Genomic DNA, 24,038 nt, shown 5'->3' on the forward strand with positions numbered 1-24,038 from the left:
GTCACCTCCGGGCCAGGACGAGAGCGATGACGTAGCCGGGCGCTGCGAGCATAGCCGTGCGGGTATGCCGGGCCAGTGGCCGGGACCCGTGCCGCTGCAGCATCACCAGCGGTACCGCCGTCGCAGCCAGGGGGAGCGCTGACGGGTCGCGCCGGATGCCGGAGAGCGCGAGCGCGACCCCGGTGCTGGTCGCGGTGGCGATGAACAGGCCGTGGTGGATCCACCGGGCGTTCGAGGTGTCGACCAGCCGGGACGCCACCGACAGGCCGAGGGCGACATTGGCCGCATAGCACCCGGCCGCGAGGGCCACGGCGATGCCGGCCACGGAGTCGCAGCCCACGGCGGGACGAGAGGAACGAATGGACCGCATATCTCCGGAGTATCGCCCTCCTCGACGCCGGATGCCATGTCGCACCGGATCGATCGGTCCGGGTGCACGTGCCCATCCCTCGTGGGCGACACGGAGGCGGGCGCCACGGAGGCGGGCGGCCCGAAGGCACGACTCGTGCGGGCCGGAGCGAGAATGCTCTTGCGTTCGGGGTGAACAGCCGTTTACGCTGACAGCGCCACGGTGAACAGCTGTTCACGCCACAGGATGGACCGGAAGGGGAACGCGATGCTGCCGAGGGCGGATCCCGTCGTCCGTGCCGCGATCGAGCGGTTCGCCCACGACGGCTTCGGCGCCACGCTGCGCACGATCGCCGCGGACGCCGGCGTCAGCGCCGCCCTGCTCATGAAGCGCTTCGGATCCAAGGACGGACTGCGCGAGGCCTGCGACGAATTCGTCCTGGAGTGGATCCGGGAGGTGAAGACGGAGAACATCCGCGCCACCCGGCGCGGCACTCTGATGTCAGCCCTGCCCGCTCAGGAGGACCAGGCCGTCCTGATCGGATACATGATGCACTCGCTGCTCGACGGCGGGGACTTCGGCCGGATCTTCGTCGACCACATGATCGAGGACGCCGAGTCCTATGTCGCCGAGGCGGTCGCCGACGGGGTCGCCAAGCCCAGCCGCGACGAGCGCGCCCGCGCCCGCTTCATGGTCCAGGCCGGTCTCGGCTCGCTGCTGGTCTCCATGCTCCTGGCCGATCCGGCCGAACGCCACGACCTCGCCGGCATGCTGCGGCGGCTCCAGGTCGAGACCGCGCTGCCGAGCCTCGAGCTGTACACCGACGGGTTCTTCACCTCCGGGACCGTGCTGCAGGAGTACCTGCTCTACCTCTCCGATCCGCCGTCCGGCACGGAGGCGTCCGCCGAGGACGCCACGTCGCCGGACCCGCCGGATCCGGCCTGATCATCCGAGACCGCAGAGGACTCATGCCATGAACCCCATCGACATCCAGAACCTGACCAAGAAGTTCGGCTCCTTCACCGCGCTGGACGGCCTCGACCTCAGCGTCGGCGAGGGCGAGGTGCGCGGCTTCCTCGGCCCCAACGGCGCCGGCAAGTCGACCACCATCCGCGTGCTGCTGGGACTGCTGCGGGCCGACGCCGGCAGCGTCCGCCTGTTCGGCGGCGACCCCTGGGCCGACGCCGTCGCCCTCCACCGCCGCCTCGCCTACGTCCCCGGTGACGTCGCGCTGTGGCCGAACCTCACCGGCGGCGAGGCGATCGACTACCTCTCCCGCCTGCGGGGAAAGCCCGACCCCCGCCGCCGAGCCGATCTCCTCGAGCGCTTCGAGCTCGACCCCCGCAAGAAGGCCCGCACCTACTCCAAGGGCAACCGGCAGAAGGTCGCGCTGGTGGCCGCCTTCGCCAGCGACGCCGAGCTGCTCATCCTCGACGAGCCGACGGCGGGACTGGACCCGCTGATGGAAGCGGTCTTCACCGAGGAGGTGCGCGAGCTCAAGGCCCAGGGGCGGGCAGTGCTGCTGAGCAGCCACATCCTCAGCGAGGTCGAGAAGCTCTGCGACACCGTCACCATCATCCGTGCCGGCAAGGCCGTCGAATCCGGCACCCTCGAGGACCTGCGCCACCTCACCCGCACCCGCGTCACCGCTGTCATCCGCGGGCAGGCCGAGGCGGTCACCGGCCTCGACGGTGTCCATGATCCCGAGACGGTCGCCGTCAAGGACGGCACTCGCCTGACGGCCGACGTCGACGACACGTCGATCGCCGCCGTGCTCGACGCGCTGACCTCTCAGCAGGTGGCCTCCCTGACCGCGACGCCGCCCTCGCTCGAGGACCTGTTCATGCGCCACTACGGCGACGACCTCGCCGAGAGCGGGATCGCGCCCGAGAGCGAGCCGGTCCGATGACCACGTCCACCGCACCCACGCACCGGGCCCCCGCTCCGGACGATCGGAGCCGGGGCGGATCCCCGCTGACCGGCACCCTGGCCATTACCCGTCACATCCTGCGCCGCGACCGGGTGCGGATGAGCGTGTGGGTGCTGTCGATGGCGGCCTTCATCGCCTACTTCTCGGTGGCGCTGAGCTCGATCTTCGACGACTCCGCACTCGCCGCCCGCGCCGAGGTGATGCGCACGCCCTCGGGCATCGTGATGGGCGGTCCCGGCTACGGCCTGGACGACTACGCCCCGATGGTCGCCGTCGCCAACGAGGGCACCACCTGGACCGTGCTGGCGCTGTCGATCATGGCGATCCTCCACGTCGTCCGTCATACCCGCGCCGAGGAGGAGAGCGCCCGCGCCGAGCTGGTGCGCGCCAGCGCCGTCGGCCCCCTGGCGCCCGTCGCCGCGGCGCTGCTGACCCTGGTCCTGCACCTCATGGTCATCGCCGCGATCGGAGCGCTGGCGTCCCTGGCCGGGGAGGACCCTTCCCTCGTCGACGGCCTCGGGATGATGGGCGGCAGTGCGCTGTCCGCCCTGGTGTTCGGGGCCGTGGCGCTGGTGACCTGCCAGATCACCGCCTCGGCCCGCGGTGCGACCGGGCTCGGCCTGGCGGTGTTCGCCGTGGCCTTCGTGATCCGTGCCGCCGGCGACATGATCGAGCTGAAGGGCTCCGCGCTGTCGTGGTTCTCCCCGGTGGCCTGGGCCCAGCAGATGCGGGCCTTCGTCGACCTGCGCTGGTGGCCGGCGCTGCTGTCGATCGCCGCGACCGCGGTGCTGCTGTTTCTTGCCGCCTCCCTCGCCCGACGCCGGGACTTCGGCCAGGGGCTCACGGCCGACCGCGCCGGGCGAGCGCACGCACTGGCGAGCCTGAGCACGCCGATCGCGATGGCCTGGCGTCAGCAGCGCGCGACCCTGCTGTGGTGCGGGCTGGGCATGGCCCTGATGTGGTTCGCCACCGGCACCATGCTGAGCACGATGAACGACCTCGCCTCCGAGCTCGTCGCGGACAATCCCGCTCTGGGGGCGCTGTTCGGCACGGACCCCGCCGCCTTCACGGAGTCCTTCCTCGCCGTGATGCTGCTGTTCGTGGCCCTGTGCGTGGTGGCCGTCGCGATCGTGACCACCCACCAGTACTGCCGGAGCGAGGAGATTGCCGGGCGGCTAGAGATCGTCCTGGCCGGGCCCGTCTCCCGGTGGCGCTGGCTCGGAGCGCAGCTGCTGGTCTCCGGCATCGGTGCGGCCGCACTGTTCGCGCTGTCCGTGGTGGCGATGTGGATCGGGGCGATCCTCGTGGGGGTCGACGAACCGGAGCTTCCCGCCTATCTCGCGGCCTTCGCCTCCCACGCCCCACCGATCGTGCTGTTCGCGGCGCTGTCCGCGGCGCTGTACGCGTGGGTGCCGCGGGCGGCCGGCCTGACCTGGCTGCTGCTGGCCTTCGTGCTGGTCGCCCAGATGTTCGGCACCATCTTCGATTTCCCCGACGCTCTGCTCGGCATCTCCCCGTTCCACTGGGTCTCGGAACCGTTCGTGGAGGACTTCGAGGCCGGGGGAGCGCTCGGGGTGACCGCGGTCGTGGCCATCCTCTACCTGCTCGCCCTGGTCGGGTTCCGCCGCCGCGAGGTGCAGTCGGGATCCTGAGCCGGTTCCCGCCGGTCCGGACCCTCAGGGTGTGCGGGCGGCGCCGAAGGTGAGCCGGCGACGCAGGGCGAAGCCGAGCCTCTCGTAGGCGGCGATCGCGCCGGTGTTGGCGGCCGCCGCGTGGAGGAAAGCCCGCCTGCCCCGCTGCTGGATGTGGAAGGCGACATCGAGCACGAGACGGGAGGCGAGGCCCTGGCGCCGGTGGGCGGGGTCGACCGCGACGGCGCTGATCTCGGTCCATCCCTCGGGCTGCAGCCGCTCGCCGGCCATCGCGATCAGCTCGCCGTCGCGACGGATCCCCACGTAGCGACCGAGCTCAGGAGTGCGAGGCAGGAAGGGGCCGGGCTCGGTGCGTCGGACCAGGGCGAGCATCTCGGACGCGTCCCCTGGACCGAGCTCGACCGCCTCCTGGTCCGGTCGGGCGGCGAGACGGTCGGTCTCGGTCAGCTGCAGGCCGTCGATGCTGAACACGGGAGACCACCCCGTCGGCAGCAGCGGGTCGGCGTGGGAGATGCTGACAACGGCGTCATGGCCGAACGCCTCCAGGAGCGCGTCCCACACGTCCGGGTGCTCCCAGTCCTTCACGCCGACGAAGGGGGAGACGTCGTCGGGGTACTTCCTGACCAGGCCGTTGCCGATCGCCAGGTGCGCGTGACGCCCGGTGAGGGAGGACCACACGGGATTGTCCAGCACGGCGTCCGCCGCGCCGTCGTGGTCCGCCGCAGGGGCGCTCCAGTCTGTTCCGGTGGCACTGCCGCGACCCTCATGTCGACCGTCACTGCGATCCTCACCGGCGAGGGGGACGTCCTGCGCCCGGGCCCGTGGCCGGTCCGCGGCGATGTGCATCGGCTCGGCGGCGGAGTCGTCCTCCAGGGTCATGCGTGCTCCTCGTTCGACCGGCGCGGCGGATCCGGCCTGCTCCTCGCGAGCGAGGACGGGCCCGGATCAACGCTACTCCGATGCGTTGAGCAGCCCCGGCGCCACGAGGGGCGCTGTGAGGTACCCGTCCTCAGTGTCGGCGATCGTCGGCGCCGTCAGGGGATTCGTGGGTCGTGACCTCGGGGTACGTCGCGACCGGGCCGGCCTTTCGCGGCGACGCCGGCCGGCGCGCGGCCTCCTCGTCCTCGAGACGGACGACGGCGTAGAACATGCCGCCGAACACCACCGCCAGGATCGCGATGGCGGACGATGGGGTGCTCGCCGGCAACGTCACGAAGAGCGCCAGGGGCGCGACGGCGAGGCAGGCGCCGAGCACTGCGCGCGGACTGTGAAAGGTCCTGGTCGGTCGGGGTCCGTGGTGCTTGGCATGAACGCGCCCGATGAGGACGCACCCGGCCGCCAGCATCAGGATGCCCAGTCCCTGAGCCACCCCGACGATGTCGCCGGCACCACCCCAGAAGCCGAAGAGGCCGACGCCGGCCATCACGCTCCCGAGCAGATCGATGGTCCAGGGCGCACGGCGGATCGGAACGACCCTGCGGCCCCTGTCGACCTGGGACGACGGCGCGTCGGCGGCACGCGTCTCGCTCGTCGGCATGTCGACCTCCCGCCGAATCCGTGCTCCGGTGCTGTTGCTCCACCGTAGGCGCGGTGCGGATCCGTGTCACGGGCCGGCTCCGCCCGGCCGGCCGTCCCGGGCCGCTCCCATCCGCGCGCCGTACTCTGGCGCCGGCGGCACCTGATGCCGCGAGCGTCGAGATCACCGAGGAGAGTCATCGTGCCCGTCGTGGACCGCGAGTTCGTCACCGCCCTGCCCAAGGCCGAGCTGCACCTGCACATCGAGGGCACCCTCGAACCGGAGCTGAAGCTCGAACTGGCCCGGCGCAACGGGGTCGACATCGGGCAGGACACCGTCGAGGATGTCCGTGCCACCTACGACTTCACCGATCTGACCAGCTTCCTGGCCGTGTACTACCCGGCGATGGAGGTGCTGGTGACCGAGCAGGACTTCCACGACCTCGCCCTCGCCTACCTCGAGCGCGCCGCCGCCGACGGGGTGGTGCGGGCGGAGATCTTCTTCGATCCCCAGGCCCACACCAGCCGCGGCGTCCCGTTCTCCACCGTCGTCGACGGGCTGTGGTCGGCCGTGCAGGAGGCGCCGTCGCTGGGTGTCGACGCCGCTCTGATCATGTGCTTCCTGCGCGACATGAGCGCCGAATCCGCCCGCGAGACGCTCGAGGCCTCCCTGCCCTACCGCGACCGCATCGTCGGCGTGGGCCTGGACTCCGACGAGCGCGGCAACCCGCCCGAGAAGTTCGCCGCGGTCTTCGCCGCCGCGAAGGAGGCGGGCTACCGGCTGACGATGCACTGCGACGTCGATCAGGACGACGCGATCGGCCACATCGCCACCGTCATGGACGAGATCGGCGTCGAGCGCATCGACCACGGTTCGAACATCCTCGAGGACCCGGCCCTGGTCGCGGAGGCGAAGCAGCGCGGCATCGGCTTCACCTGCTGCCCGTTGTCGAACTCCTTCGTCACCGAGCAGATGAAGGGCGCCGAGATCACGGAGCTGCTCCGCAGCGGGCTGAAGGTCTCCATCGCCTCCGACGACCCCTCGTACTTCGGGGGGTACGTCGCCGACAACATCCTCGCGCTCGCCGAGGCGCAGCAGCTCACGCGCGAAGAGGTCGTGACCCTGGCGCGCAACTCCCTCGAGATCAGCTGGGCCGGGGACGAGGCGACGCAGGGATGGCTGCGTCGCCTCGACGAGGTCGCCGCACAGGGCTGAGCGCGGGGGAGCCGACCGCACCCTGGGGGCGCGCCGGCCGGCAGCCGGCCCCGAGCGGTCCCGGGGCCGGTCCGCGGGAGCCGAGTCCGCGCGAGATCTGCGCAGCCCGTCAGGCCACCAGGTCGTCGATCTGGTTGATCGCCGAGCGCGAGCCCTCCTCGACGCCCATGTCGAGCACCGTCTGGAGCTCGTCGCGGGAGTTGTACGTGGTCACGTAGATTGCGCGCGTCTTCCCGTCGTGCTCGTTCAGCGTGGTGGTGGACTCGGCGGCCGGGAGGCTCTCATTCGGCGAGAAATCCTCGTTCGCGAAGCCGTCGCGGTAGGTGAACGAGTTCGGCTCATCGACCGTGAGCACCTCCCAGTACCCGTAGAACCGATCCCCGTCGGGGCCGGTCATGTAATACGTGACCCGGCCGCCGGGGGAGAGGTCGTGGTCGACGACGGTGGCGGGGTAGCCCTCGGGCCCCCAGACCTTCTCGAGCTGGCGCGGATCGGCGTAGATGTCCCAGATCCGCCGGACCGGCGCGGCGAACTCCGCCGTGATCGTGAGTGTCATGGCCTCGAGGTCGTGGCTGATGTCGGTGACAGGCATGGTCATTCCTTCCGGTGGGGCGGGTGTGCCGGCTGACGGGGAAGGGAAGCCGACCGGCGGGGCGCATGGTCATGCTGGTGAGCCGCAGCTTCCGGCGGGCGTGGTGGCGAGTCCGGCCGGCTGGGGAATGCCGCCGGGTCGTCCTCGGCCGCGGAGTCGAGCAGCTCGTCGATGCGGGCGATGTGCTCCCGGCGGGCGGCCTCCAGGTCGGCAAGGAGCCGCGCGGCCGAGCGCACGCTGTCGGCGTCACCGCGAGCGAGGGTCTCCCGGCCGCTGCGACGCCGTGTGATGAGCCCGGCCCGCTCGAGCACGACGACGTGCTTCTGCACCGCCGTCAGGCTCATGGGGTAGTTCCGGGCCAGGGCCGAGACCGACTGCTCGCCGTCGAGCACCCGCCGCAGGATGTCCCGGCGGGTGCGGTCCGACAGCGCGTGGAACCACGCATCGGCGTGGTCGTCGTCGATCTGATGCACACCGTAAACGTACAACCGTGTGGTTGTGAGATTCAAGGGGTCGCCGATCTTTTCGGGGGAGCGCTGTTCCGGCGACCGCGCGGTTCCGGTGCCGGGCGGCTGCCGGCGACTGGGCGGAGCCGACCAGCAGGCGGTGGGGAGAACTACCCATGGCCGGTCGGGCCCACGGCTCGTACGCTCGCAGCAGCACAGGGGCTCCGGCCACCGAAGCACAGGGGTTCGGGGCACCGAACCGCCCTCTGCTCGAGGAGCACACCGATGGCGACACTGACCGCGACCGTCGATCGAGCGGCCCACTGGGCGGCCGAGACCACCACCCCGGCGCGGGACTGGAACCCGGTCTACCGTGCACTGGTCCCCGGCCCGGCTCCGACCGGCGAGCCGGCACCCGCCGACGGCTCGGACGAGCTCGTCCGGCACCAGTTCACAGCCCGGGCTCTCCTGGTCGTGGCGGTGACGCACGAGGAATCGACCCGTCGGGCACGGGTCGCGCTCGACCCGGCCGGCGCCACCGTGGAGGCCTCCATCGACGGCGGCGCCTCCCAGTGGTCGACGGTCCCGATCGACCAGGTGCCTCGCCTGATTACCGAACTGCTCGACGCCGCCGGCGTCGACCCGGAAGCCCCTCGGCTCACCGTCGAACGGACCGAGCACGCGCTGCGGCCCACCCCCGCCCAGATCGAACTCCTCCGAGACGCACTGGCCCGCGGCGAGTCCCCGCAGGACGCCTTCGCCTCCGTGCCCGACCTGGATGACCGGCTGCGCGACGCCCTCACCACCAGCGGCCCGCGCGTATCGGTCTCCCTCACCCTGCACGACCCTGGCGGCCGCGTCACCGAAGCGCCGGTGTCCTGGTCCCGGCTCTGGGTGCGCGGCGACCGCGACCTCTACCGCATGGACGCCGCCGAGTCCTCCATCGGCGCCATCCATCCCGTGGCCCCGGGAGATGTACTGGGCACAGTGCTTCCGGTGCTCGAGGAAGGCCTGCGGTTCGAGGCCGCGTGCGCGGCGCGAGGAGGCGCGCGATGACCGCGTTCTACGGCATGGACACCGAACAGGTCCGCTCCCATGCCGACCGGCTGCGCCACGTCTCCGGCGACGTGCAAGGATTGCGGGAGCGGCTGGACGCCGTCATCCGGAGCACGGCCTGGGAAGGGCCCGACGCCGAGGACTTCCGCGGTCGATGGGACGCTCTGGCCGCCACCCACCTCTCCACCCTGTGCGACGACCTGACCACCCTGGGGGACCGGGCGCTCGGGGAGGCCGACGAGCAGGACGTGGTCTCCGATCGCGACGGCACCGAATCCGGCCCGGCCGAGACTCCCGGATCGATCCCGGACGCCGTGGCGGCGGACATGGCCCATGGGTATCTGGAGGACGACAGCTCCTGGCTCCCGGACTGGCTCGAGGGCCCCGCCGAAGGGGCGCTGTCCGATGTCGCAGGGCTCGCCTCCGACGCGATCGGCTGGGGCGTCGACGGCGGGATAGACCTCCTGGAGACGGGGCTCGGCGGGCTCGGCGTGAACACCGACGGGATCGCACAGTTCCAGCGGGATGCGAACCACGCCGGCGGGATCCTCGAGGACTGGGCAACCGGCGAGCGGGTTCCGACCTACGCCGAACTGGTCTCGGCGGGCCTGGTCACCACGGGCTCTGCCGGTGTGGGTGCGTACGAGGCCGTCACCGGGAACGACACGGCATTTCTCGATGACCGCCCGGGCGGCATCGTGGAAGGTGTCGAGACGAGCACGGAACCGGTGGCGAGTCCGCAGGATCTGGGCGACCTGGTGATCGGGAACGACGCTCTGAGGATGTCCCATGACGGCGGCGCCCTCGAGTCCGGTCAGATCGGCATCCAGGAGGTCCGCAGCGCAGATGGTGGAGATCCCTCGTACATCGTGCAGGTCCCGCCGACGGAGGGGGCCGGGCTCGGCGAGGTGCCGGAGGCATATGGGGGCCAGGGGAACTCTCGGGACTGGGGGTCGAATCTGCGCTTGGTCGCCGGCCAGCATCCGGCGGCGATGGACGACGTCCGTGCGGCGATAGAGGAGGCTGGGGTCCCGGACGGGTCGAACGTCATGTTCGTCGGGCATTCCCAGGGAGGGATCGTGGCCTCCCATCTGGCAGCCGATCCCACTTTCAACAGCTCCTCCGGCGAGTCCGGGACATACAACGTGACCCATAGCTTCTCGGTGGGTTCGCCTGTCCAGACGGTCGTCCCGGCTCAGGGGTCGACCGAGGTGGTCAACGTGGCGCACGGACCGGTGGGGCTGGATCCGCACGGCGTCGGCGAGGTGCCGGTCGCGGTCGGCGGTCCTATCGGTCAGCCGGTCGAGGTGCCCGTCCCCACCGACGTGCAGTACACCGGTGACCCGATCGCGCAATCCGATCTGCAGGGGGCTCAAGTCGGTGGCGGCAGTCTGCAGGCACCGAATGTGCACGAGGTCGTTCTCGAGGGCAGCCCCGGGCGTGTGAGCGATGGCACCGAACCCTTGTTCGGCAATCATGACTCCTACGACCCGAACGATCCTGCGTACGGCTACTACGGAAGTGTGCAGGCCGCCACGGGTGCAGAACCGGTGCTCTCAGAGCTGCAGGAAGACATCTCGGGCTCGTACATCGGTGACGGCACCTACGTCGCCGAGTCTCATGTGGTCACCGTCGGGCGCGGCGACCACTGATTCGGGAGGGGTCGGCAGAACAGTCTCGCTCCGTGTCGCCCTTGGGCGCACGGTCTGGTTCATGGAGCCGGCAACGGCCCGGAGTCCAGACGATCTCGCCGGGATCTTCGGGGCGCTGCGCGTCATCACCGCTGTCAGGCGAGGCCGTATCGTTCGTACAGCAGCTCGATGCGCACTCGCGAGTCCGGTACCAGCTCGTGGTCCAGGTCGAAGACCGTGATCTCTTCGCCACCGTCCCGACCGGTGAACGACGAGACGTCCAAGTGGTCGTATCCGTTCTCCCGAGCAGCCACGCGGGCGATCGCGCCCACTGCCTCATCGAAGACATCGACCGGTCCACCCGTTCCCGGGGATATGTGCACCGTCCCCGAGAGACCGACGCCGAACTCGGCACCGCGACGAATCTCGAGTTCGACGGAATCGACATCGGGGATCTCCGAGATGGCGGCGATGAGCTGGTCAGTGACGCCGTCGTCCGTCTGGCCGCAGGCAGCCAGCAGCAGCGCTGACAGGCCCGTGATGGACCCCAGCACAGTTCGTCGGCTCACCACGTTCCCCCACCTCTCCACACGGGTCGAGTTCCAGCATGCCATGTGCTCCGGTCGTGCCCGCGGTTCGTTCCCGTGCCCAGCGCGGTCTTCGCAGTCACGAGCATAGGCATCTGACGCACACAGCGCTTTCGACGGCGGAGCGCCAGCTGCGCGCCGCAGGCAGCAGCACTCGGTGCGCCTCGTCTGCTCACCACGGTCACACCTCTTTCGATGCCTCGCGCTTCGTCATGCCACCTGAGCACACCGGGAGTGTCGCGGGCCCGAGGCGCCTATGCTCGAGTCATGGCACAGCAGTGGCCGCCTCCGACCGGCGCGGACCGGGACCCCTCCCCGGTCCCGTCCGATATGGAACCACTCGCCGACGACGAACCGCTCGGGCTGCCGGACTACGGCGCCGATGGCCACCCCTCAGGTCCCGAGAGGCTCAGCGCCTTCGGGGACGGCGGGCCGCCCGGGGCGGCTCTCGGGGACTCGGCCCGCGGAGAACCAGCTCTCCGCGGCCCGGGCAGCCGGGACCCATCCCACCGCGGCCCTGCCCGCCCGGAGGGCGGCATCCCGCCCTGGGCGATCGTCGCGATCGTGGCCCTGCAGGTGGTCGGCATGCTCGCCGCCGTCGGCCTGGTCGTCGGCGGCGCCGTGCGACTGCTCGACACCGGGGAGCCGGCACCTGCCCAGCCTCCCGCGGCCACCCCGTCGGAGCAGGAGACCGATCCGGAGCGAGAGCCCGGCGAGGTCACCGACTCGGCAGGCCGGCCCGTGACCGACGGGACCGGCGGCTTCGACGACCCGGCGACCGTCGGCGAGCACACCGTCTCCTGGAGCACGTGGTCCGACGGCACCATCAGCGTCACCCCGACGGACGTGGACACCGAGGCCACCCTGCCCGGGGCGGCCGGTGAGGACGTCGTCGAGGACGGTTTCCGCATGGTCATGGTGACCTTCGAGGTCCGCTACGACGGGCCGGGCCGGCTCGCCCCCGTCGAGGAGCTGTGGCTGACCGGCGAATCCGAGCGCTCCTACTACCAGGATGCCGCCGAAGGACTGGTCCCGGACCCGATGGAGGCGATCGAGCCGCTCGGCGACGGGGAGAGCGCGACCTTCCGCAGCATCTACATCCTGCCCGAGCCGGAAGTCGCAGGGTTCCGGCTCGGCGTCGAGACGTTCAACGGGGAAGTGCTCTACTTCGACGGCGCGTGAGATCGACGGTGGCTCTCCGCGGCGGGGGCCTCGCCGCCGGGGCGCGCGGTGGACACCCGCCGACGCGCTGAGGCATGATCTATCTGAAACCGGCGGTATCAGGCAACTGGGCGGAGCCCGCCGGCACTCGACGAAGAGATCGCGAAAGGCCACTGATGAGCAGCTACACCGAGCACGTCACCCGAGTCCTGACCGCAGATCGCGAGCACCCCGGGCTCGGCACCGTGGCCGTGCTGACCTTCGCGCCCCCGGAGGGTGAGGACAAGCGGCCCGCGACCCTCGGTCCGCGCTCGCTCGAGGCCGTCACCGGCGCGATCTCCACCGCCCTGGACCGCGCCGAGGCCGGCGAGATCCAGGCGATCGCCCTGACCGGCTCCGGACGCGTGTTCCTCGCCGGCGCCGATCTCTCGATGTTCTCCGACCCCGACGTGCTCGAGAGCGTCGAGACCATGACGCGGGCCGCGCACGCGCTCCAGATCCGCGTGCGCTCCAGCCCCGTCCCGATCCTCGCCCACCTCAACGGGGCCGCCCTCGGAGGCGGCCTCGAGGTGGCGCTGATGGCCGACGTGCGCACCGTCGCCCCGGGCGTCACGGGCATCGGCCTGCCCGAGACCAGCCTGGGCATCCTGCCCGGCTGGGGCGGCACCACCCTGCTGCAGTCCGTCGTCGGCCCCGAGACCGCCGCCCGGATGATCCTCGAGGACCCCGCCCGCGACAAGCAGCTCGGCACCGACCAGGCCCTCGAGACCGGACTGGCCGACGAGCTCGCCGCGGACCTGGACGAAGCGCTCGACGAGTTCGCCGCCCTGGTCGCCGCGCACATCGACGTCGATGAGGCCGACACCGACATCGTCGACCCCGCGGTGGCCGAGGCCGCCGTGGAGACCCGGCTGGCCGCGGAGACGACCATCCCGGGTGCCTGGGCCGGTCGCGCCGTCCCGCTTCCCGCCGAGGGCACCCCCGAGGCCGAGGCGCTGCGCGACGCACTCGATGCCCCGCACGGCGCGGCCGAGACCCGCCGCACCTGGGCGGCGCGGCTGGAGATGCAGGGAGCCCCCGCCGTCGCCCGCGCCCTCGAACTGCTCCAGCAGCTGCCCGGCTCCGACCTGCCCGCCGCCCTGGACCGCGAGGCCGCCGCCCTGGGTGAGCTGGCCCGCAGCGACGCCGCCGCGGCCTCCATGTACGCCGCCGAGCTGCTGCGCCGCGGCAAGCCCGGCCGCGCCCCGGTCGACGGCGCCCGCGAGATCCGCCGCGTCGGCGTGGCCGGTGCCGGATTGATGGCCTCCCAGATCGCCGCGCAGCTCGCCCTCGGTCTCCAGGTCCCCGTCGTCATGCGCGATCTCGACCAGAGCATCGCGGAGAAGGGCCTGGCGGCTGCCCGCGATGTCGTGGCCCAGGCCGCCGCCCGGGGGAAGCTCGACGAGGACACCGCCACCCGGGTGGCCGGCGGGCTGACGGCCACGACCGATCTGGCCGAGCTCGAAGGCTGCGACCTCGTGCTGGAAGCCGTCCCCGAGGTGCTGGGGGTCAAGAAGTCCGTCTTCGCCGAGCTGGAGAGCGTGCTCGCCCCCGACGCCCTGCTGGCCACCAACACCTCCTCGCTGTCCGTCGCGCGGATGGCCGAGGATCTCGAGCACCCCGAGCGCGTGGTGGGCCTGCACTTCTTCAACCCGGTCGCCAAGATGCCGCTGGTCGAGGTGGTCCATACCGAGGTCACCGACGACGCTGCTCTGGCGACCGGACTGGAGGTGGTGCGCCGCCTGCGGAAGTTCGCTGTGCGCAGCGCCGACGCGCCCGGCTTCATCGTCAATCGGCTGCTGTTCCGCGTGCTGGGCGCGGTGCTCGCCTCCCTCGACGCCGGCGCCGATCCCCAGGAGGTCGACGCCTCCCTGGATGCGCTCGGCCTGCCGATGCGTCCCCTCGAGCTGCTGGACCTGGTGGGCCTGGCCGTCGCCGACCACGTCGGCGCGGTGCTGGCCGACGAGCTCGGCGCCCGTTTCTACGCCTCCCCGGGGCTGACCGCCATGGCCGAGCGGGGTGCCCGCTTCACCGAGCGCAGCAGGACTGCCGTCCACCCGCCGGTCTCGCCGTCGGTCGCGGAGGTCTTCGCCGCCGACGGCGGGGGAGCCGGTGCGGCGCAGGCCCCCGTCGGCGACGCCCTGCTCGAGAAGGTCCAGGACGGCCTGGCCGAGGAGATCGCCCTGATGCTCGAGGCCGGAGTGGTCCAGCGACCCGAGCAGGTCGACCTGGCTCTGATCCTCGGAGCCGGTTTCCCGCGCCATCGCGGCGGCATCACGCCGTACCTCGACGTCAGCGGTGCGTCCCGGCGTGTCGTGGGTCGGACTTTCCACGGGGAACTGTTCACAGGGCGGCTCTGAATCGGCCGCCGTCGAGCTTCTGCGGGACTGCTTTCTCTCGCCCGTTCGTAACCGGATAGCGATGTCGAAGGCATCGCTCCCGGTGGGCACGCCCCGTACTATGTGACGGTCAGGCCCAGGGGTCGGACCGCACAAGACGTACCGGGAGAGAGGGGACGGCGCTGTCTACGCGCCGGAAAAGATATGTCGCAGCCACCGCAGAACGGATGGGGTCAGCCCCCCTCCGGTGATTCCCACGGGCAGCCTTCTCCGGACGGTGGGTACGGGGACTACGGTCAGCCGTCCCCGAACGGCGGCTTCGGCCAGGAGCAGCCGAGCGATTACGGCCAGCCGCCGCAGGCCGACTACGGTCAGGCCTCCGCAGATGCCCCCTACGGTCAGGCGTCGCCGAACGCCGGCTACGGGCAGGACGCCTCCTTCGCGCCGTCCTTCGGCGGCGACTCGGGTGAGGGCTTCACCCCGCAGGGCGGCGAGAAGAAGTCCGGGGGCGCGAAGGTCCCGATCATCATCTGCGCCGGCTGCGCGGTCCTCGCGCTCCTGCTCGTCATCGTCGGCGGCGGCATCTTCCTGTTCACCCGCGACGGTGGCGACGAGGACACCAGCGGCGGGGGCGAGACGACTCAGGAGGAGACCACCGAGGAGGAGACCTCTGAGGAGGAGGCCACCGAGGAGGAGCCGACGGAGGAGGAGACCACCGAGGAGGAGACCTCGGCGGAGGAGACCACTGAGGAGGAGTCCCAGGGCGGATCCTCCGGGGGAGCCGCGACGAAGGATGATCCGGCCGCGCTCGGTGAGACCGTGACCATCGACGATGGCGACGGCGGCACCATCGACGTCACCCTCGGCGAGCCGAACTGGGACGCCACCGACGAGGTCCTGGAGGCCAACTCGTACAACGAGGAGCCCGCCGAGGGCGAGACCTACATCCTGGTGCCTATCACGGCGACGTACCACGGCGATGACAGCCTCGAGCCGGGCTTCTCGATCCTGGTCGAGTACGTCTCCGATGCCGGGAACAGCTACTCGCTCACCAGCGCCGTGGCGCCCAAGGACAGCCTCGACGTGGGCACGCTCTACGACGGCGGCACCGGCGAATGGGAAGTGCCGCTGCTGGTTCCGGAGGACCAGGTCGAGGGCGGCGCGTTCACCGTCAGCAGCCTGCTCGACTTCAGCGGCGACCCCGCCTGGATCTCAGCCACCTGATCTGATCCCGCGCGGACCACGACGGCCCGCCTGCTCCTGGAGAACCGGTGAGGAGGCGGGCCGTCGTCGTGCGGTCGGTCCCGGCCACCCCGGCGAGAGGGTCTCGAGGCACGAGGACGAGGCACGAGGACGACAGTGCGCCGGGACGGCACCTTCGAGGTGTACACGCCGTGGACCGAAGGGGCCGGCTCGATCTGGGTCGCGGCCGGATGAGCCGACCTCGGCGCAGTCAGCAGCGGTGCCGCGCCCAGGACTCGAGGCGCTCCAGGGACTGCTCGATCGTGGCGTGGCTCTTGCAGAAGGCGAAGCGCAGGTACGAGCTCGCCTCCCCGGCCGCGCCGTCGCGGTAGAAGGCCGACAGCGGGATCGCGACCACGCCGGCCTCCTCGGGCAGCCGCTCGCACAGAGCCATGGCGTCGGCTTCGCCCAGCGGCGCGGCGTCGGCCGCGGTGAAGTAGCCCGCCTCGGGCACGCTGACCCGGAAACCGATCGAGCGCAGGCCCTGGGTCAGCAGGTCGCGGCGAGCACGCAGACTGTCGGCGAGATCCTGGAAGGCAGAGGTCGGCATGCCCAATCCTGCCGCCACGGCCGGCTGGAACGGCGCCCCGGAGGCGTAGGTGAGCCACTGCTTGACCCCGGTGATGGCCGTGACCAGCTCGGGCCGGGCGGTGATCCAGCCGATCTTCCAGCCCGTGACCGAGAACGTCTTGCCCGCCGAGGAGATCGAGACCGTGCGATCCTGCGCACCGGGCAGGGTGGCGATCGGCAGGTGGGCCGGGCCGAAGGTGAGGTGCTCGTAGACCTCGTCGGTCACGATGATCGCGTCGTGCCGGGCGGCCTCCTCGGCGATCGCCTGCAGCGCTCCGACCCACAGCATCACGCCGGTGGGGTTGTGCGGGGTGTTCACCAGTACCACGCGGGTGCGGTCGGAGAAGGCCGCACGCAGAGCGACCTCGTCGACCTCCAGCACCAGGTCGCCGGAGGCGTCGGCGCGGGAGGTCAGCGGGACCGTGCGATGCACACCGCCCGCGAGCGCGATCAGCGCCGCGTACTGGTCGTAGAACGGCTCCAGCGTCACGACCTCGTCGCCCGGCTCCACCAGGGCCAGGATGGTCGCGGCCAGCGCTTCGGTGGCACCCGTGGTCACCAGCACCTCGCTGCCGGCGTCCCAGTGCAGCCCGTACCACTGCGACTGGTGCTCGGCGATCGCCTCGCGCAGCACGGCCTCGCCGATGCCCGGCGGGTACTGGTTGCGGCCGGCACGGATCGCGCTCACCGCGGCGTCGGCCACCACGGCGGGAGGATCGTCGTCGGGGAAGCCCTGGCCGAGGTTCAGCGCGCCGAGCTCGGCGGCCTTCGCGGACATGCGGGCGAACACGGTGGGGCGGGCCTCGCCGCCGGCGAGCAGGCCGGCAGCGGCGGCGGCGCGGGTCCAGGGGCCGGTGGTGTCCATGGCCACGAGTCTGTCAGAGACGGACCGGGATCGCCGGGGCAGTCCGGCGGAGCCGGTGTGCCGGGGTGCGCCGGCGTGTGACGGGACAGGGCGCCGGGCGGGGCCGGGCGCCGCGCGAGGCCGGGCGCCGCGCGGGGAACCAGGCCGGCCGGCCGCGTCACGGCCCGTCGGCCGTCTCAGCGTCGCGGGAAGACGAAGCGCCCGTAGGTGACGTACCGGAACGACGTCGAGATGACCTGGCCGATGATCGTGCCGGAGATGTTGTCCGCCAGCACCGAGTCCAGGCCCAGCACGTACCGCGAGAAGCCCAGGCAGGACAGCTGCAGACCGGCCGCGATCAGGTTGATCAGGAGGAACAGCAGGACCGAGCGGGCGGTGTCCGGGCGGGGACGGTCCCCGAAGGTCCACAGCCGGTTGCCCAGGTAGGTCAGGCAGGACGCGACCGCGATCGTGAGCAGCTTCGCCGTCAGGGGATGGCCGTGCATGATCCCGTGGCCCCAGCCGGCGGAAGGCTCCCAGAACACCAGCAGGTTGTACATCGCCGCGTCCAGCAGGAAGACGATGCCGCCGACGAGCAGGAACCGTATCGAGGATCCCAGATGGTCGGTGGCGAGATCACGGGCCCGCTCGCGCAGGGGCCTCCTCGGGGCCGACGGGAACTGCGCGCGGGCACGGCGCGCGGCGGAACGGGCCGGCACGGATTCCAGGGAACCTGCCCGCTCGAGCGACGACGTCGTACACCCGAGATCTGCGGCATCGCCGGATCGCGTGGGATCCGCGGTGTCCGTCGACGGTTGGGGTCTCAGCACGCACGGCACTGTACCCGAGGCGATAGGCTTGCGGCCCGGCCTGCGACGGGTCCGGATGCTGAGTGGTCGCCGACCCGCCCACTCGCGTGCACCCGGATCCTGGGAGCGCACGGCCAGGCCGCTGCGACGGGGCCGACGACGTCGGCACCCTGGGAGCGCGCGGTCTCCGTTGCCGTGACGGGTGCATCGCCCCCGTCGACCTCCGGGTCGTGGCCACAGCGCCGCGATCGGGGCACGCGGCACCGCCCCCGACAGGATCGAAGCCCCACAGCATCGAAGGAAGGTTCCCATGACTCACGTCGCCCTGACCATCGCCGGTTCCGAAGCATCCGGTGGCGCCGGCGCCCAGGCGGACCTCAAGACGTTCCACCAGCTCGGCACGTTCGGCACCGCGGCTCTGACCTGCATCGTCTCCTTCGACCCGAAGAACGACTGGGCCCACCGCTTCGTGCCCGTCGACCCGGAGGTGATCTCGGACCAGATCGAGGCGACCACCGCCGTCCACGACATCGACACGGTCAAGATCGGCATGCTGGGCACGCCCGTCACCATCGACACCGTCGCCGCCTCCCTGCGCGAGCGCAGCTTCACCCACGTCGTGCTCGACCCGGTGCTGATCTGCAAGGGGCAGGAGCCCGGCGCGGCCCTGGACACGGACAACGCCCTCAAGGAGAAGATCCTCCCGCTGGCCACCTTCGTCACGCCCAACCACTTCGAGGCGCTGACGCTGTCGGGGATGGAGAAGATCGAGACCGTCGAGGAGCTCACCGAGGCCGCCCGGCGCATCCACGAGGCCTACGACGTCACGGTCCTGGCCAAGGGCGGCGTGGTCCTGGACGGGTCCGACGCGGTCGACATCTTCTACGACGGGGACGAGGTCGTCGAGCTGCGCAGCCCCAAGATCGGCCAGGAGCGCGTCTCCGGCGCCGGCTGCACGCTGGCCGCCGCGGTCACCGCGGAGCTGGCCAAGGGCGCCACCGCCCTCGAGGCGGCGCAGGTGGCCAAGGAGATCGTCACCGTCTCCATCGAGAACCGCCAGGCCGGCCACACCCCCTTCGACGCCGTCTACCAGGGCGCCTACCACCGCTGAGCGGCGAGTCCGCCCGGACCGCTGGCCCGGAACGGGCGCCCGGCCCGGGCTGCTGTCCCCGAACGGGTGCCCGGCCCGGGCCGCGCCACCCCTGACCGGCGGGGGCGCTCCCGACAACTGGCGACATAGCGGGAGCCGTTGCCTATATGGCCACGGTTCCCGCTATGTCGCCAGTACCCGGCCGCGCCAGCGCTACCCCTCATCGAGCCAGGGACTCCAGGGAAAGGGGCCGCCATCTCCGGTCATCGCGTGAACACCGGTCACGAACTTGTTCCGAACGGTGAGCGGAATGCCCACTGCCTGGACAGGGCGCCTCCTGACACCGCATTCTCACCCTTATGACCGATACCAGCACAGCCACGGGTTCGACGCGGCCGGAGGCATCGAAGCAGATCGGGGAGCCCCTGATCTCCGCGCGCGGCGTGGAGAAGTTCTTCGGCGATTTCCAGGCGCTGAAGAACATCGATCTCGATATCCATCGCGGTGAAGTGGTGGCGCTGATCGGCGCCTCCGGATCCGGGAAGTCGACCGTGTGCCGCTGCTTGAACCGGCTCGAGACGATCTCCGCCGGCGAGATCACCATCGACGGCCAGCGGCTGCCGGAGGAAGGGAAGGAGCTGACCAAGCTGCGCAGCGACGTCGGCATGGTCTTCCAGGCCTTCAACCTCTTCCCCCACCTCAAGGCGATCGACAACGTCACCCTCGGCCCGCGGAAGGTGCGCGGAGCCTCCAAGGCGGAGGCCGAGGCGCAGGCCATGGAGCTGCTCGAGCGCGTCGGTCTCGCCGACAAGGCGAACGCGTTGCCGACGGCGCTGTCCGGCGGGCAGCAGCAGCGCGTGGCGATCGCCCGGGCACTGGCCATGAGACCCAAAGCCATGCTCTTCGACGAGCCCACCTCGGCGCTCGACCCCGAGGTGATCAACGAGGTGCTCGACGTGATGACCGAGCTCGCCGAGCAGGGCATGACGATGCTGGTGGTGACCCACGAAATGGGCTTCGCCCGCCATGTCTGCGACCGCGTGATCTATATGGATGCGGGAGAGATCGTCGAACAGGGCGAGCCCGAGGAATTCTTCACCGCACCACGCAGCGAGCGCGCCAAGGCGTTCCTGGGCAAGATCCTGCCCCACTGACCGGCCGTACCAGCACCAGCCGTGCCGCACCGGCTCCTTCCCGGCCCCGCCAGCCGCGACCATGCCCCGCCAGCCGCGACCACGCCCCACCAGCCCCGACCCACCCCACAGCCCCGACCCCGCCCCACGGGCGACTCGAGAATCGGAGAGATCCATGACCCGCACCAGCNCCCGGCCGTCGCGCCGTCGTCGCGGCCGCTGCCGCCCTGCCCCTCGGTGCCCTCGCCGCCTGCTCCTCCGAGACGGGTGAGGGCCCCTCACTGGGCGGCGGCTCCGATGGCGGCGGCGCCGAAGGCTCGGCGTTCACCGACGCCATCGCCTCCGGCCCGATCGCCGAGGACGACGTCGTCGCCGCCAGCGCCTGGGCGAGCGCCATCAAGGACAAGGACCAGCTGATCCGTGGTGGCACCCTCGCCAACCAGGTCTTCTCCCTGGCCAGCACCAGTGGCGGCGAGCCCACCGGTTTCGACGCGGGCATCACCCAGCTGCTGGCCCGCTACATCCTCGGCGAGGACATCGAGGGCAAGATCGAGTACATCGACACTACGGTCGAGACCCGCGAGACCATGGTCCAGAACGGCACCGTGGACTGCGTGATCGCCACCTACTCGATCACTCCCGAGCGCCTCGAGGTCATCAACTTCGCCGGCCCGTACTATCTCTCGGGCACCGCCATTCAGGTCCGGACTGAGGACGCCGAGACCGTCGCCGGACCGGAGGACCTCACCGGCAAGAACCTCGTCACCCAGTCCAACTCGACCGGCATCCAGGCCATCGAGGAGTTCGTGACCGACCCGGGAGAGGTCGAGACCCTCCCGGACAACGAGTCCTGCGTCGCCGCACTGAAGCAGGGTCGTTCCGACGCGTACGTCCTCGACCAAGGCGTGCTGCTGGGCAACTCCGCCGCAGACCCGGAGGTCTCCGTGGTCGGTGAACCGTTCGTCGACGACCCGTACGGCATCGGCCTTTCGCAGGACCACGAGGACGCCGTCGAGTTCGTCAACACCTTCCTCCAGGAGCTCATCGACTCCGGTACCTGGGACGCGCTGTGGGCCGCCACCATCGGCGAGGTCGTGGATGGCTCGGCCCCCGAACCCCCGACCCCGGGCGACATGCCGGCGTGAGCCGACGGACCGGCGGACGCGCTCGGCCGACGGCCGCGACCGGCCCGTCGGCCCGGCGCGACGATGGGATCCGGCCGCTCGTGCGATATGCACGGCCCGCGGCCGCCCCCGTGCGACATGCACGGCCGACGGTCGCACCCCGCCCGTCAGCCCGCCCCTGATCTCGAGAGGGACCCATGCAAGCCATCCGCGAGAACATCCCCCTGTTGGTGGAGGGCATCGCGACCACGTTCGCGCTGGTCGTGCTCGGCTATCTGTTCGCGCTCGTCGTCGGCACCGCGCTCGCGGTGTGCCGGGTCAGCCCCATTCCGCCGCTGCGCTGGGCCGCGACGGTCTACGTCGAGATCTTCCGCAACATCCCGCTGCTGAGCCTGCTGATCCTGGTCGCGTTCGGCCTCCCCGACGTCGGGCTGCGCCTGCCCTACTTCTGGTGCGGCGTGCTGGGGCTGACCCTCTCGTCGGCCGCCTTCGTGTGCGAGAACGTCCGCTCGGGGATCAACACGGTGCCCGTCGGCCACGCCGAAGCGGCGCGGTCGATCGGGCTCGGCTTCTTCGGGACGCTGCGCCACGTGGTGCTCCCGCAGGCCTTCCGCGCCATGGTCCAGCCCCTGGTGAACGTCTTCATCGGCACGGTGATCGGATCGGCGCTGTGCTCGGCGATCTCGGTCAGTGAGATCACCTGGGTCACCCAGACCCTCAACATCCAGTACGCGCAGGCGGTGATCATGTTCCTGGTGGCTGGGACCGTGTATCTGGCGATGTCCCTGGGCGGCGCCGCGCTCGGCGGCGTCATCGAGCGCGCCGTCTCCCCGGGGCAGCGGCCGGGCCGCTCCCGGACCCGCAATGCTCTGGATGTCACGGCAGGAGCCCAGGCATGAGCGCCGCGACCAGCAATACTGCGACCCAGGTGCTGTTCGACGCCCCCGGCCCCAAGGGGCGCCGGCGGATCCTGCTGCTGTCGATCCTCAGTATCCTGGCGATCCTCGGCCTGCTCGCGGCGGGACTGCGGCAGTTCGCGATCAACGGGCAGCTGGATCCGAACAAGTGGGTCGTCTACCTCCGGGCCGACTACCTCGCCTTTCTCGGGCAAGGGCTCGCCGGGACGGTGCAGGTCACCGCTGTCGCCGCAGCGGTGGCCTTCCCCCTCGGGCTGCTGCTGGCGCTGGCGCGGCTGTCGCGGCTGCGGGTGCTCAGCGCAGCGAGCACGGTGTGGATCGAGTTCTTCCGCGGCATCCCGATGCTGCTGGTGGTCTACGGGTTCCTACTGGCTCTGCCCGCCTACGGGTTCACGTTCCCACGGTTCTGGATGCTCGCGATCCCGATGGTGCTGGTCTCCTCCGCGACCACCGCGGAGGTGTTCCGGGCCGGCATCAAGGCGGTCGACGTGGGGCAGCACGAGGCCGCCGCCGCGATCGGGCTCAGCCACCGCGACTCCATGCTCTCCGTGATCCTGCCGCAGGCCGTGCGCCTGGTCCTGCCCAGCCTCATCCTCGCCCTGGTCTCCCTGCTGAAGGACTCCACCCTCGGCTACGTGGTCAGCGTCAACGAGCTGCAGTTCCAGGGCAAGACGATGGTCTCGATCACGCGCTACCTGGTCCAGACCTACATCGTCGTCTCGGTCATCTACATCGCCGTGAACTTCCTGCTCACCCGGATCGCGCTGGCACTGGATGCGCACATGAAGGCCCGCGCCGGCGCGAGCTGAGCCCGACACGCCGCCCGACGCGTCATCCCTGCCGCTCGCGTCGGCCCTGTTCGTCGTCCCCGTCGTCCACTGTTCCCCGGAAGGCTGGTCCTGCCATGTGCCGACTGCTCGGCGTCGTCTCCCGTGAGCCCATCTCCCTGGACCGTGCTGTCCGTGACGAGATCGAACCGTTCACCGAACAGTCCGAGATCCATCGCGACGGATGGGGCGTGGCCTGGTTCGACGCGGCCGACGGGAAGGCGGCGGCCGACGAGGCGGCGGCCGGCGGGGATGACGCAGCCGCAGGGACTCCTCGGCCGGCCGGTGAGCACCGGCCCGTCGACCCCCGTCGGCCCCGCATCCACCGCCACCTCGATGTGGCCCGAGAATCCGCGGCCTACCGGGACGCCGTCGCCGAGGCCACGGGCCCGATGATGCTCGTGCACCTGCGCAAGGCGAGCCCCGGCCTGCCCCTGCGGATCGACAACACCCATCCCTTCCGCGAGGGTGAGGCGGTATTCGCGCACAACGGCCAGTACGACCTCTCCGACCCGCTGCGTGAAGCGATCCTCGCGCGCGGCGGGCGCACGCCCGAGGGCACCACGGACTCGGAGCTGTACTTCTCCCTGGTCGAGCTTCATGTCCGCGAGACGGACCCGGCGACCGCCGTGCAGCGGGCCGCCGCCGAGCTCACGCAGCTGTGCCTCGAGCACGCCGGTCGCGTTCCCGAGGCCCTGAACTGCCTGTACATGACGCCCGACGTGATGATCGCCTATCAGCAGTCCGATCCGGCCCAGGCCAAGCCTCATCACACCGCCGACAACTACTCGCTGCGCTACCGCATCGACGCCGACCGCGTCATCGTGGCCTCCTCCGGGATCCCTCAGGCCGACCATCTCGACGTGGGCGAGGGCCAGGCGCTGGTGATCAACCGGGGCGACCTCAGCGTCTCGGTGCGTCCCGCCCTGGACTGCGAGGTGCGCTGAACGGCAAGGCGCCGCCACGGAG

23 protein-coding genes are annotated in these 24,038 nt (G+C 71.1%); 15 read left to right on the forward strand and 8 right to left on the reverse strand.

Annotated elements, in window-relative coordinates:
• Position 1: 1 nt before the first annotated feature.
• A complete protein-coding gene (locus ACFQS2_RS09720) occupies positions 2 to 370 on the reverse strand; it encodes a hypothetical protein (protein WP_377793545.1) in 369 nt (122 codons plus the stop codon).
• 246 nt (positions 371 to 616) lie between these two features.
• Between ACFQS2_RS09720 and ACFQS2_RS09725 the strand changes: the two genes are divergently transcribed.
• Genes ACFQS2_RS09725 through ACFQS2_RS09735 form a run of 3 tightly spaced genes read left to right on the forward strand, consistent with a single transcriptional unit; the run spans position 617 to position 3,931 of the window.
• Positions 617 to 1,294: a TetR family transcriptional regulator gene (locus ACFQS2_RS09725; RefSeq protein WP_377020175.1), complete on the forward strand. Its 678-nt coding sequence runs from the start codon at positions 617 to 619 to the stop codon at positions 1,292 to 1,294.
• Between the two features lie 28 nt (positions 1,295 to 1,322).
• On the forward strand, positions 1,323 to 2,258 hold the full coding sequence (locus tag ACFQS2_RS09730) for an ATP-binding cassette domain-containing protein (RefSeq protein WP_377020176.1): 936 nt from the start codon (positions 1,323 to 1,325) through the stop codon (positions 2,256 to 2,258).
• Positions 2,255 to 3,931, forward strand: coding sequence for an ABC transporter permease (locus tag ACFQS2_RS09735; RefSeq protein WP_377793546.1), 1,677 nt, complete (start codon positions 2,255 to 2,257; stop codon positions 3,929 to 3,931). Before ACFQS2_RS09730 ends, ACFQS2_RS09735 begins: the two co-directional genes overlap by 4 nt.
• Before the next feature lie 24 nt (positions 3,932 to 3,955).
• Here ACFQS2_RS09735 and ACFQS2_RS09740 read toward each other — a convergent pair whose 3' ends face one another.
• Both ACFQS2_RS09740 and ACFQS2_RS09745 read right to left on the reverse strand, forming a co-directional pair.
• On the reverse strand, positions 3,956 to 4,810 hold the full coding sequence (locus ACFQS2_RS09740) for a GNAT family N-acetyltransferase (protein WP_377793547.1): 855 nt from the start codon (positions 4,808 to 4,810) through the stop codon (positions 3,956 to 3,958).
• 130 nt (positions 4,811 to 4,940) lie between these two features.
• On the reverse strand, positions 4,941 to 5,468 hold the full coding sequence (locus ACFQS2_RS09745) for a hypothetical protein (protein ID WP_377793548.1): 528 nt from the start codon (positions 5,466 to 5,468) through the stop codon (positions 4,941 to 4,943).
• 180 nt (positions 5,469 to 5,648) lie between these two features.
• Here ACFQS2_RS09745 and add point away from each other — a divergent pair, with 180 nt between their 5' ends.
• Positions 5,649 to 6,662 (forward strand): adenosine deaminase, encoded by a 1,014-nt coding sequence (add, locus tag ACFQS2_RS09750; protein ID WP_377793549.1) that lies wholly within the window; start codon positions 5,649 to 5,651, stop codon positions 6,660 to 6,662.
• Positions 6,663 to 6,771: 109 nt separating this feature from the next.
• Here add and ACFQS2_RS09755 read toward each other — a convergent pair whose 3' ends face one another.
• Complete coding sequence (locus ACFQS2_RS09755; protein WP_377020182.1) at positions 6,772 to 7,254, reverse strand: SRPBCC domain-containing protein; 483 nt, start codon at positions 7,252 to 7,254, stop codon at positions 6,772 to 6,774.
• Between the two features lie 2 nt (positions 7,255 to 7,256).
• A complete protein-coding gene (locus ACFQS2_RS09760; RefSeq protein WP_377020183.1) occupies positions 7,257 to 7,727 on the reverse strand; it encodes an ArsR/SmtB family transcription factor in 471 nt (156 codons plus the stop codon).
• 258 nt (positions 7,728 to 7,985) lie between these two features.
• Here ACFQS2_RS09760 and ACFQS2_RS09765 point away from each other — a divergent pair, with 258 nt between their 5' ends.
• The gene (locus tag ACFQS2_RS09765) at positions 7,986 to 8,756 is read left to right on the forward strand and encodes a hypothetical protein (protein WP_377793550.1); all 771 of its coding nucleotides are present in this window, start codon (positions 7,986 to 7,988) and stop codon (positions 8,754 to 8,756) included.
• Positions 8,753 to 10,408 carry a hypothetical protein gene (locus ACFQS2_RS09770; protein ID WP_377793551.1) on the forward strand — a complete coding sequence of 552 codons (1,656 nt, stop codon included), beginning with the start codon at positions 8,753 to 8,755 and terminating at the stop codon, positions 10,406 to 10,408. Before ACFQS2_RS09765 ends, ACFQS2_RS09770 begins: the two co-directional genes overlap by 4 nt.
• Before the next feature lie 134 nt (positions 10,409 to 10,542).
• Here the strand turns inward: ACFQS2_RS09770 and ACFQS2_RS09775 are convergent, their stop codons facing one another.
• Complete coding sequence (locus ACFQS2_RS09775) at positions 10,543 to 10,956, reverse strand: hypothetical protein (protein ID WP_377793552.1); 414 nt, start codon at positions 10,954 to 10,956, stop codon at positions 10,543 to 10,545.
• Between the two features lie 285 nt (positions 10,957 to 11,241).
• Between ACFQS2_RS09775 and ACFQS2_RS09780 the strand changes: the two genes are divergently transcribed.
• The 3 genes from ACFQS2_RS09780 to ACFQS2_RS09790 all read left to right on the forward strand — a co-directional run bounded on the left by ACFQS2_RS09780 (position 11,242) and on the right by ACFQS2_RS09790 (position 15,737).
• Positions 11,242 to 12,156: a hypothetical protein gene (locus ACFQS2_RS09780; protein WP_377793553.1), complete on the forward strand. Its 915-nt coding sequence runs from the start codon at positions 11,242 to 11,244 to the stop codon at positions 12,154 to 12,156.
• Positions 12,157 to 12,311: 155 nt separating this feature from the next.
• The gene (locus ACFQS2_RS09785) at positions 12,312 to 14,534 is read left to right on the forward strand and encodes a 3-hydroxyacyl-CoA dehydrogenase NAD-binding domain-containing protein (protein WP_377793554.1); all 2,223 of its coding nucleotides are present in this window, start codon (positions 12,312 to 12,314) and stop codon (positions 14,532 to 14,534) included.
• Positions 14,535 to 14,717: 183 nt separating this feature from the next.
• Positions 14,718 to 15,737: a hypothetical protein gene (locus ACFQS2_RS09790; RefSeq protein WP_377793555.1), complete on the forward strand. Its 1,020-nt coding sequence runs from the start codon at positions 14,718 to 14,720 to the stop codon at positions 15,735 to 15,737.
• Positions 15,738 to 15,966: 229 nt separating this feature from the next.
• On the opposite strand, the gene ACFQS2_RS09795 is transcribed toward ACFQS2_RS09790, so the two are convergent.
• Positions 15,967 to 17,190 (reverse strand): aminotransferase class I/II-fold pyridoxal phosphate-dependent enzyme, encoded by a 1,224-nt coding sequence (locus ACFQS2_RS09795; protein WP_377793556.1) that lies wholly within the window; start codon positions 17,188 to 17,190, stop codon positions 15,967 to 15,969.
• Between the two features lie 176 nt (positions 17,191 to 17,366).
• Positions 17,367 to 17,888, reverse strand: a complete 522-nt coding sequence (locus tag ACFQS2_RS09800) for a GtrA family protein (RefSeq protein ID WP_377793557.1) — start codon at positions 17,886 to 17,888, stop codon at positions 17,367 to 17,369.
• 400 nt (positions 17,889 to 18,288) lie between these two features.
• Between ACFQS2_RS09800 and thiD the strand changes: the two genes are divergently transcribed.
• From thiD to ACFQS2_RS09830, 6 genes are all read left to right on the forward strand, one after another.
• Complete coding sequence (thiD, locus tag ACFQS2_RS09805) at positions 18,289 to 19,089, forward strand: bifunctional hydroxymethylpyrimidine kinase/phosphomethylpyrimidine kinase (protein WP_377793558.1); 801 nt, start codon at positions 18,289 to 18,291, stop codon at positions 19,087 to 19,089.
• Between the two features lie 338 nt (positions 19,090 to 19,427).
• Positions 19,428 to 20,222, forward strand: coding sequence for an amino acid ABC transporter ATP-binding protein (locus ACFQS2_RS09810; RefSeq protein ID WP_377793559.1), 795 nt, complete (start codon positions 19,428 to 19,430; stop codon positions 20,220 to 20,222).
• A gap of 431 nt (positions 20,223 to 20,653) precedes the next feature.
• Positions 20,654 to 21,346 (forward strand): glutamate ABC transporter substrate-binding protein, encoded by a 693-nt coding sequence (locus tag ACFQS2_RS09815; protein WP_377793814.1) that lies wholly within the window; start codon positions 20,654 to 20,656, stop codon positions 21,344 to 21,346.
• Positions 21,347 to 21,522: 176 nt separating this feature from the next.
• Complete coding sequence (locus ACFQS2_RS09820) at positions 21,523 to 22,224, forward strand: amino acid ABC transporter permease (RefSeq protein WP_377793560.1); 702 nt, start codon at positions 21,523 to 21,525, stop codon at positions 22,222 to 22,224.
• Complete coding sequence (locus tag ACFQS2_RS09825) at positions 22,221 to 23,051, forward strand: amino acid ABC transporter permease (protein WP_377793562.1); 831 nt, start codon at positions 22,221 to 22,223, stop codon at positions 23,049 to 23,051. Before ACFQS2_RS09820 ends, ACFQS2_RS09825 begins: the two co-directional genes overlap by 4 nt.
• Before the next feature lie 95 nt (positions 23,052 to 23,146).
• Positions 23,147 to 24,016: a class II glutamine amidotransferase gene (locus tag ACFQS2_RS09830; protein ID WP_377793564.1), complete on the forward strand. Its 870-nt coding sequence runs from the start codon at positions 23,147 to 23,149 to the stop codon at positions 24,014 to 24,016.
• Positions 24,017 to 24,038 lie beyond the last annotated feature (22 nt).

Origin of the sequence: Brachybacterium sp. GCM10030267, assembly GCF_042666875.1 — a bacterium.
Lineage (GTDB): Bacteria > Actinomycetota > Actinomycetes > Actinomycetales > Dermabacteraceae > Brachybacterium.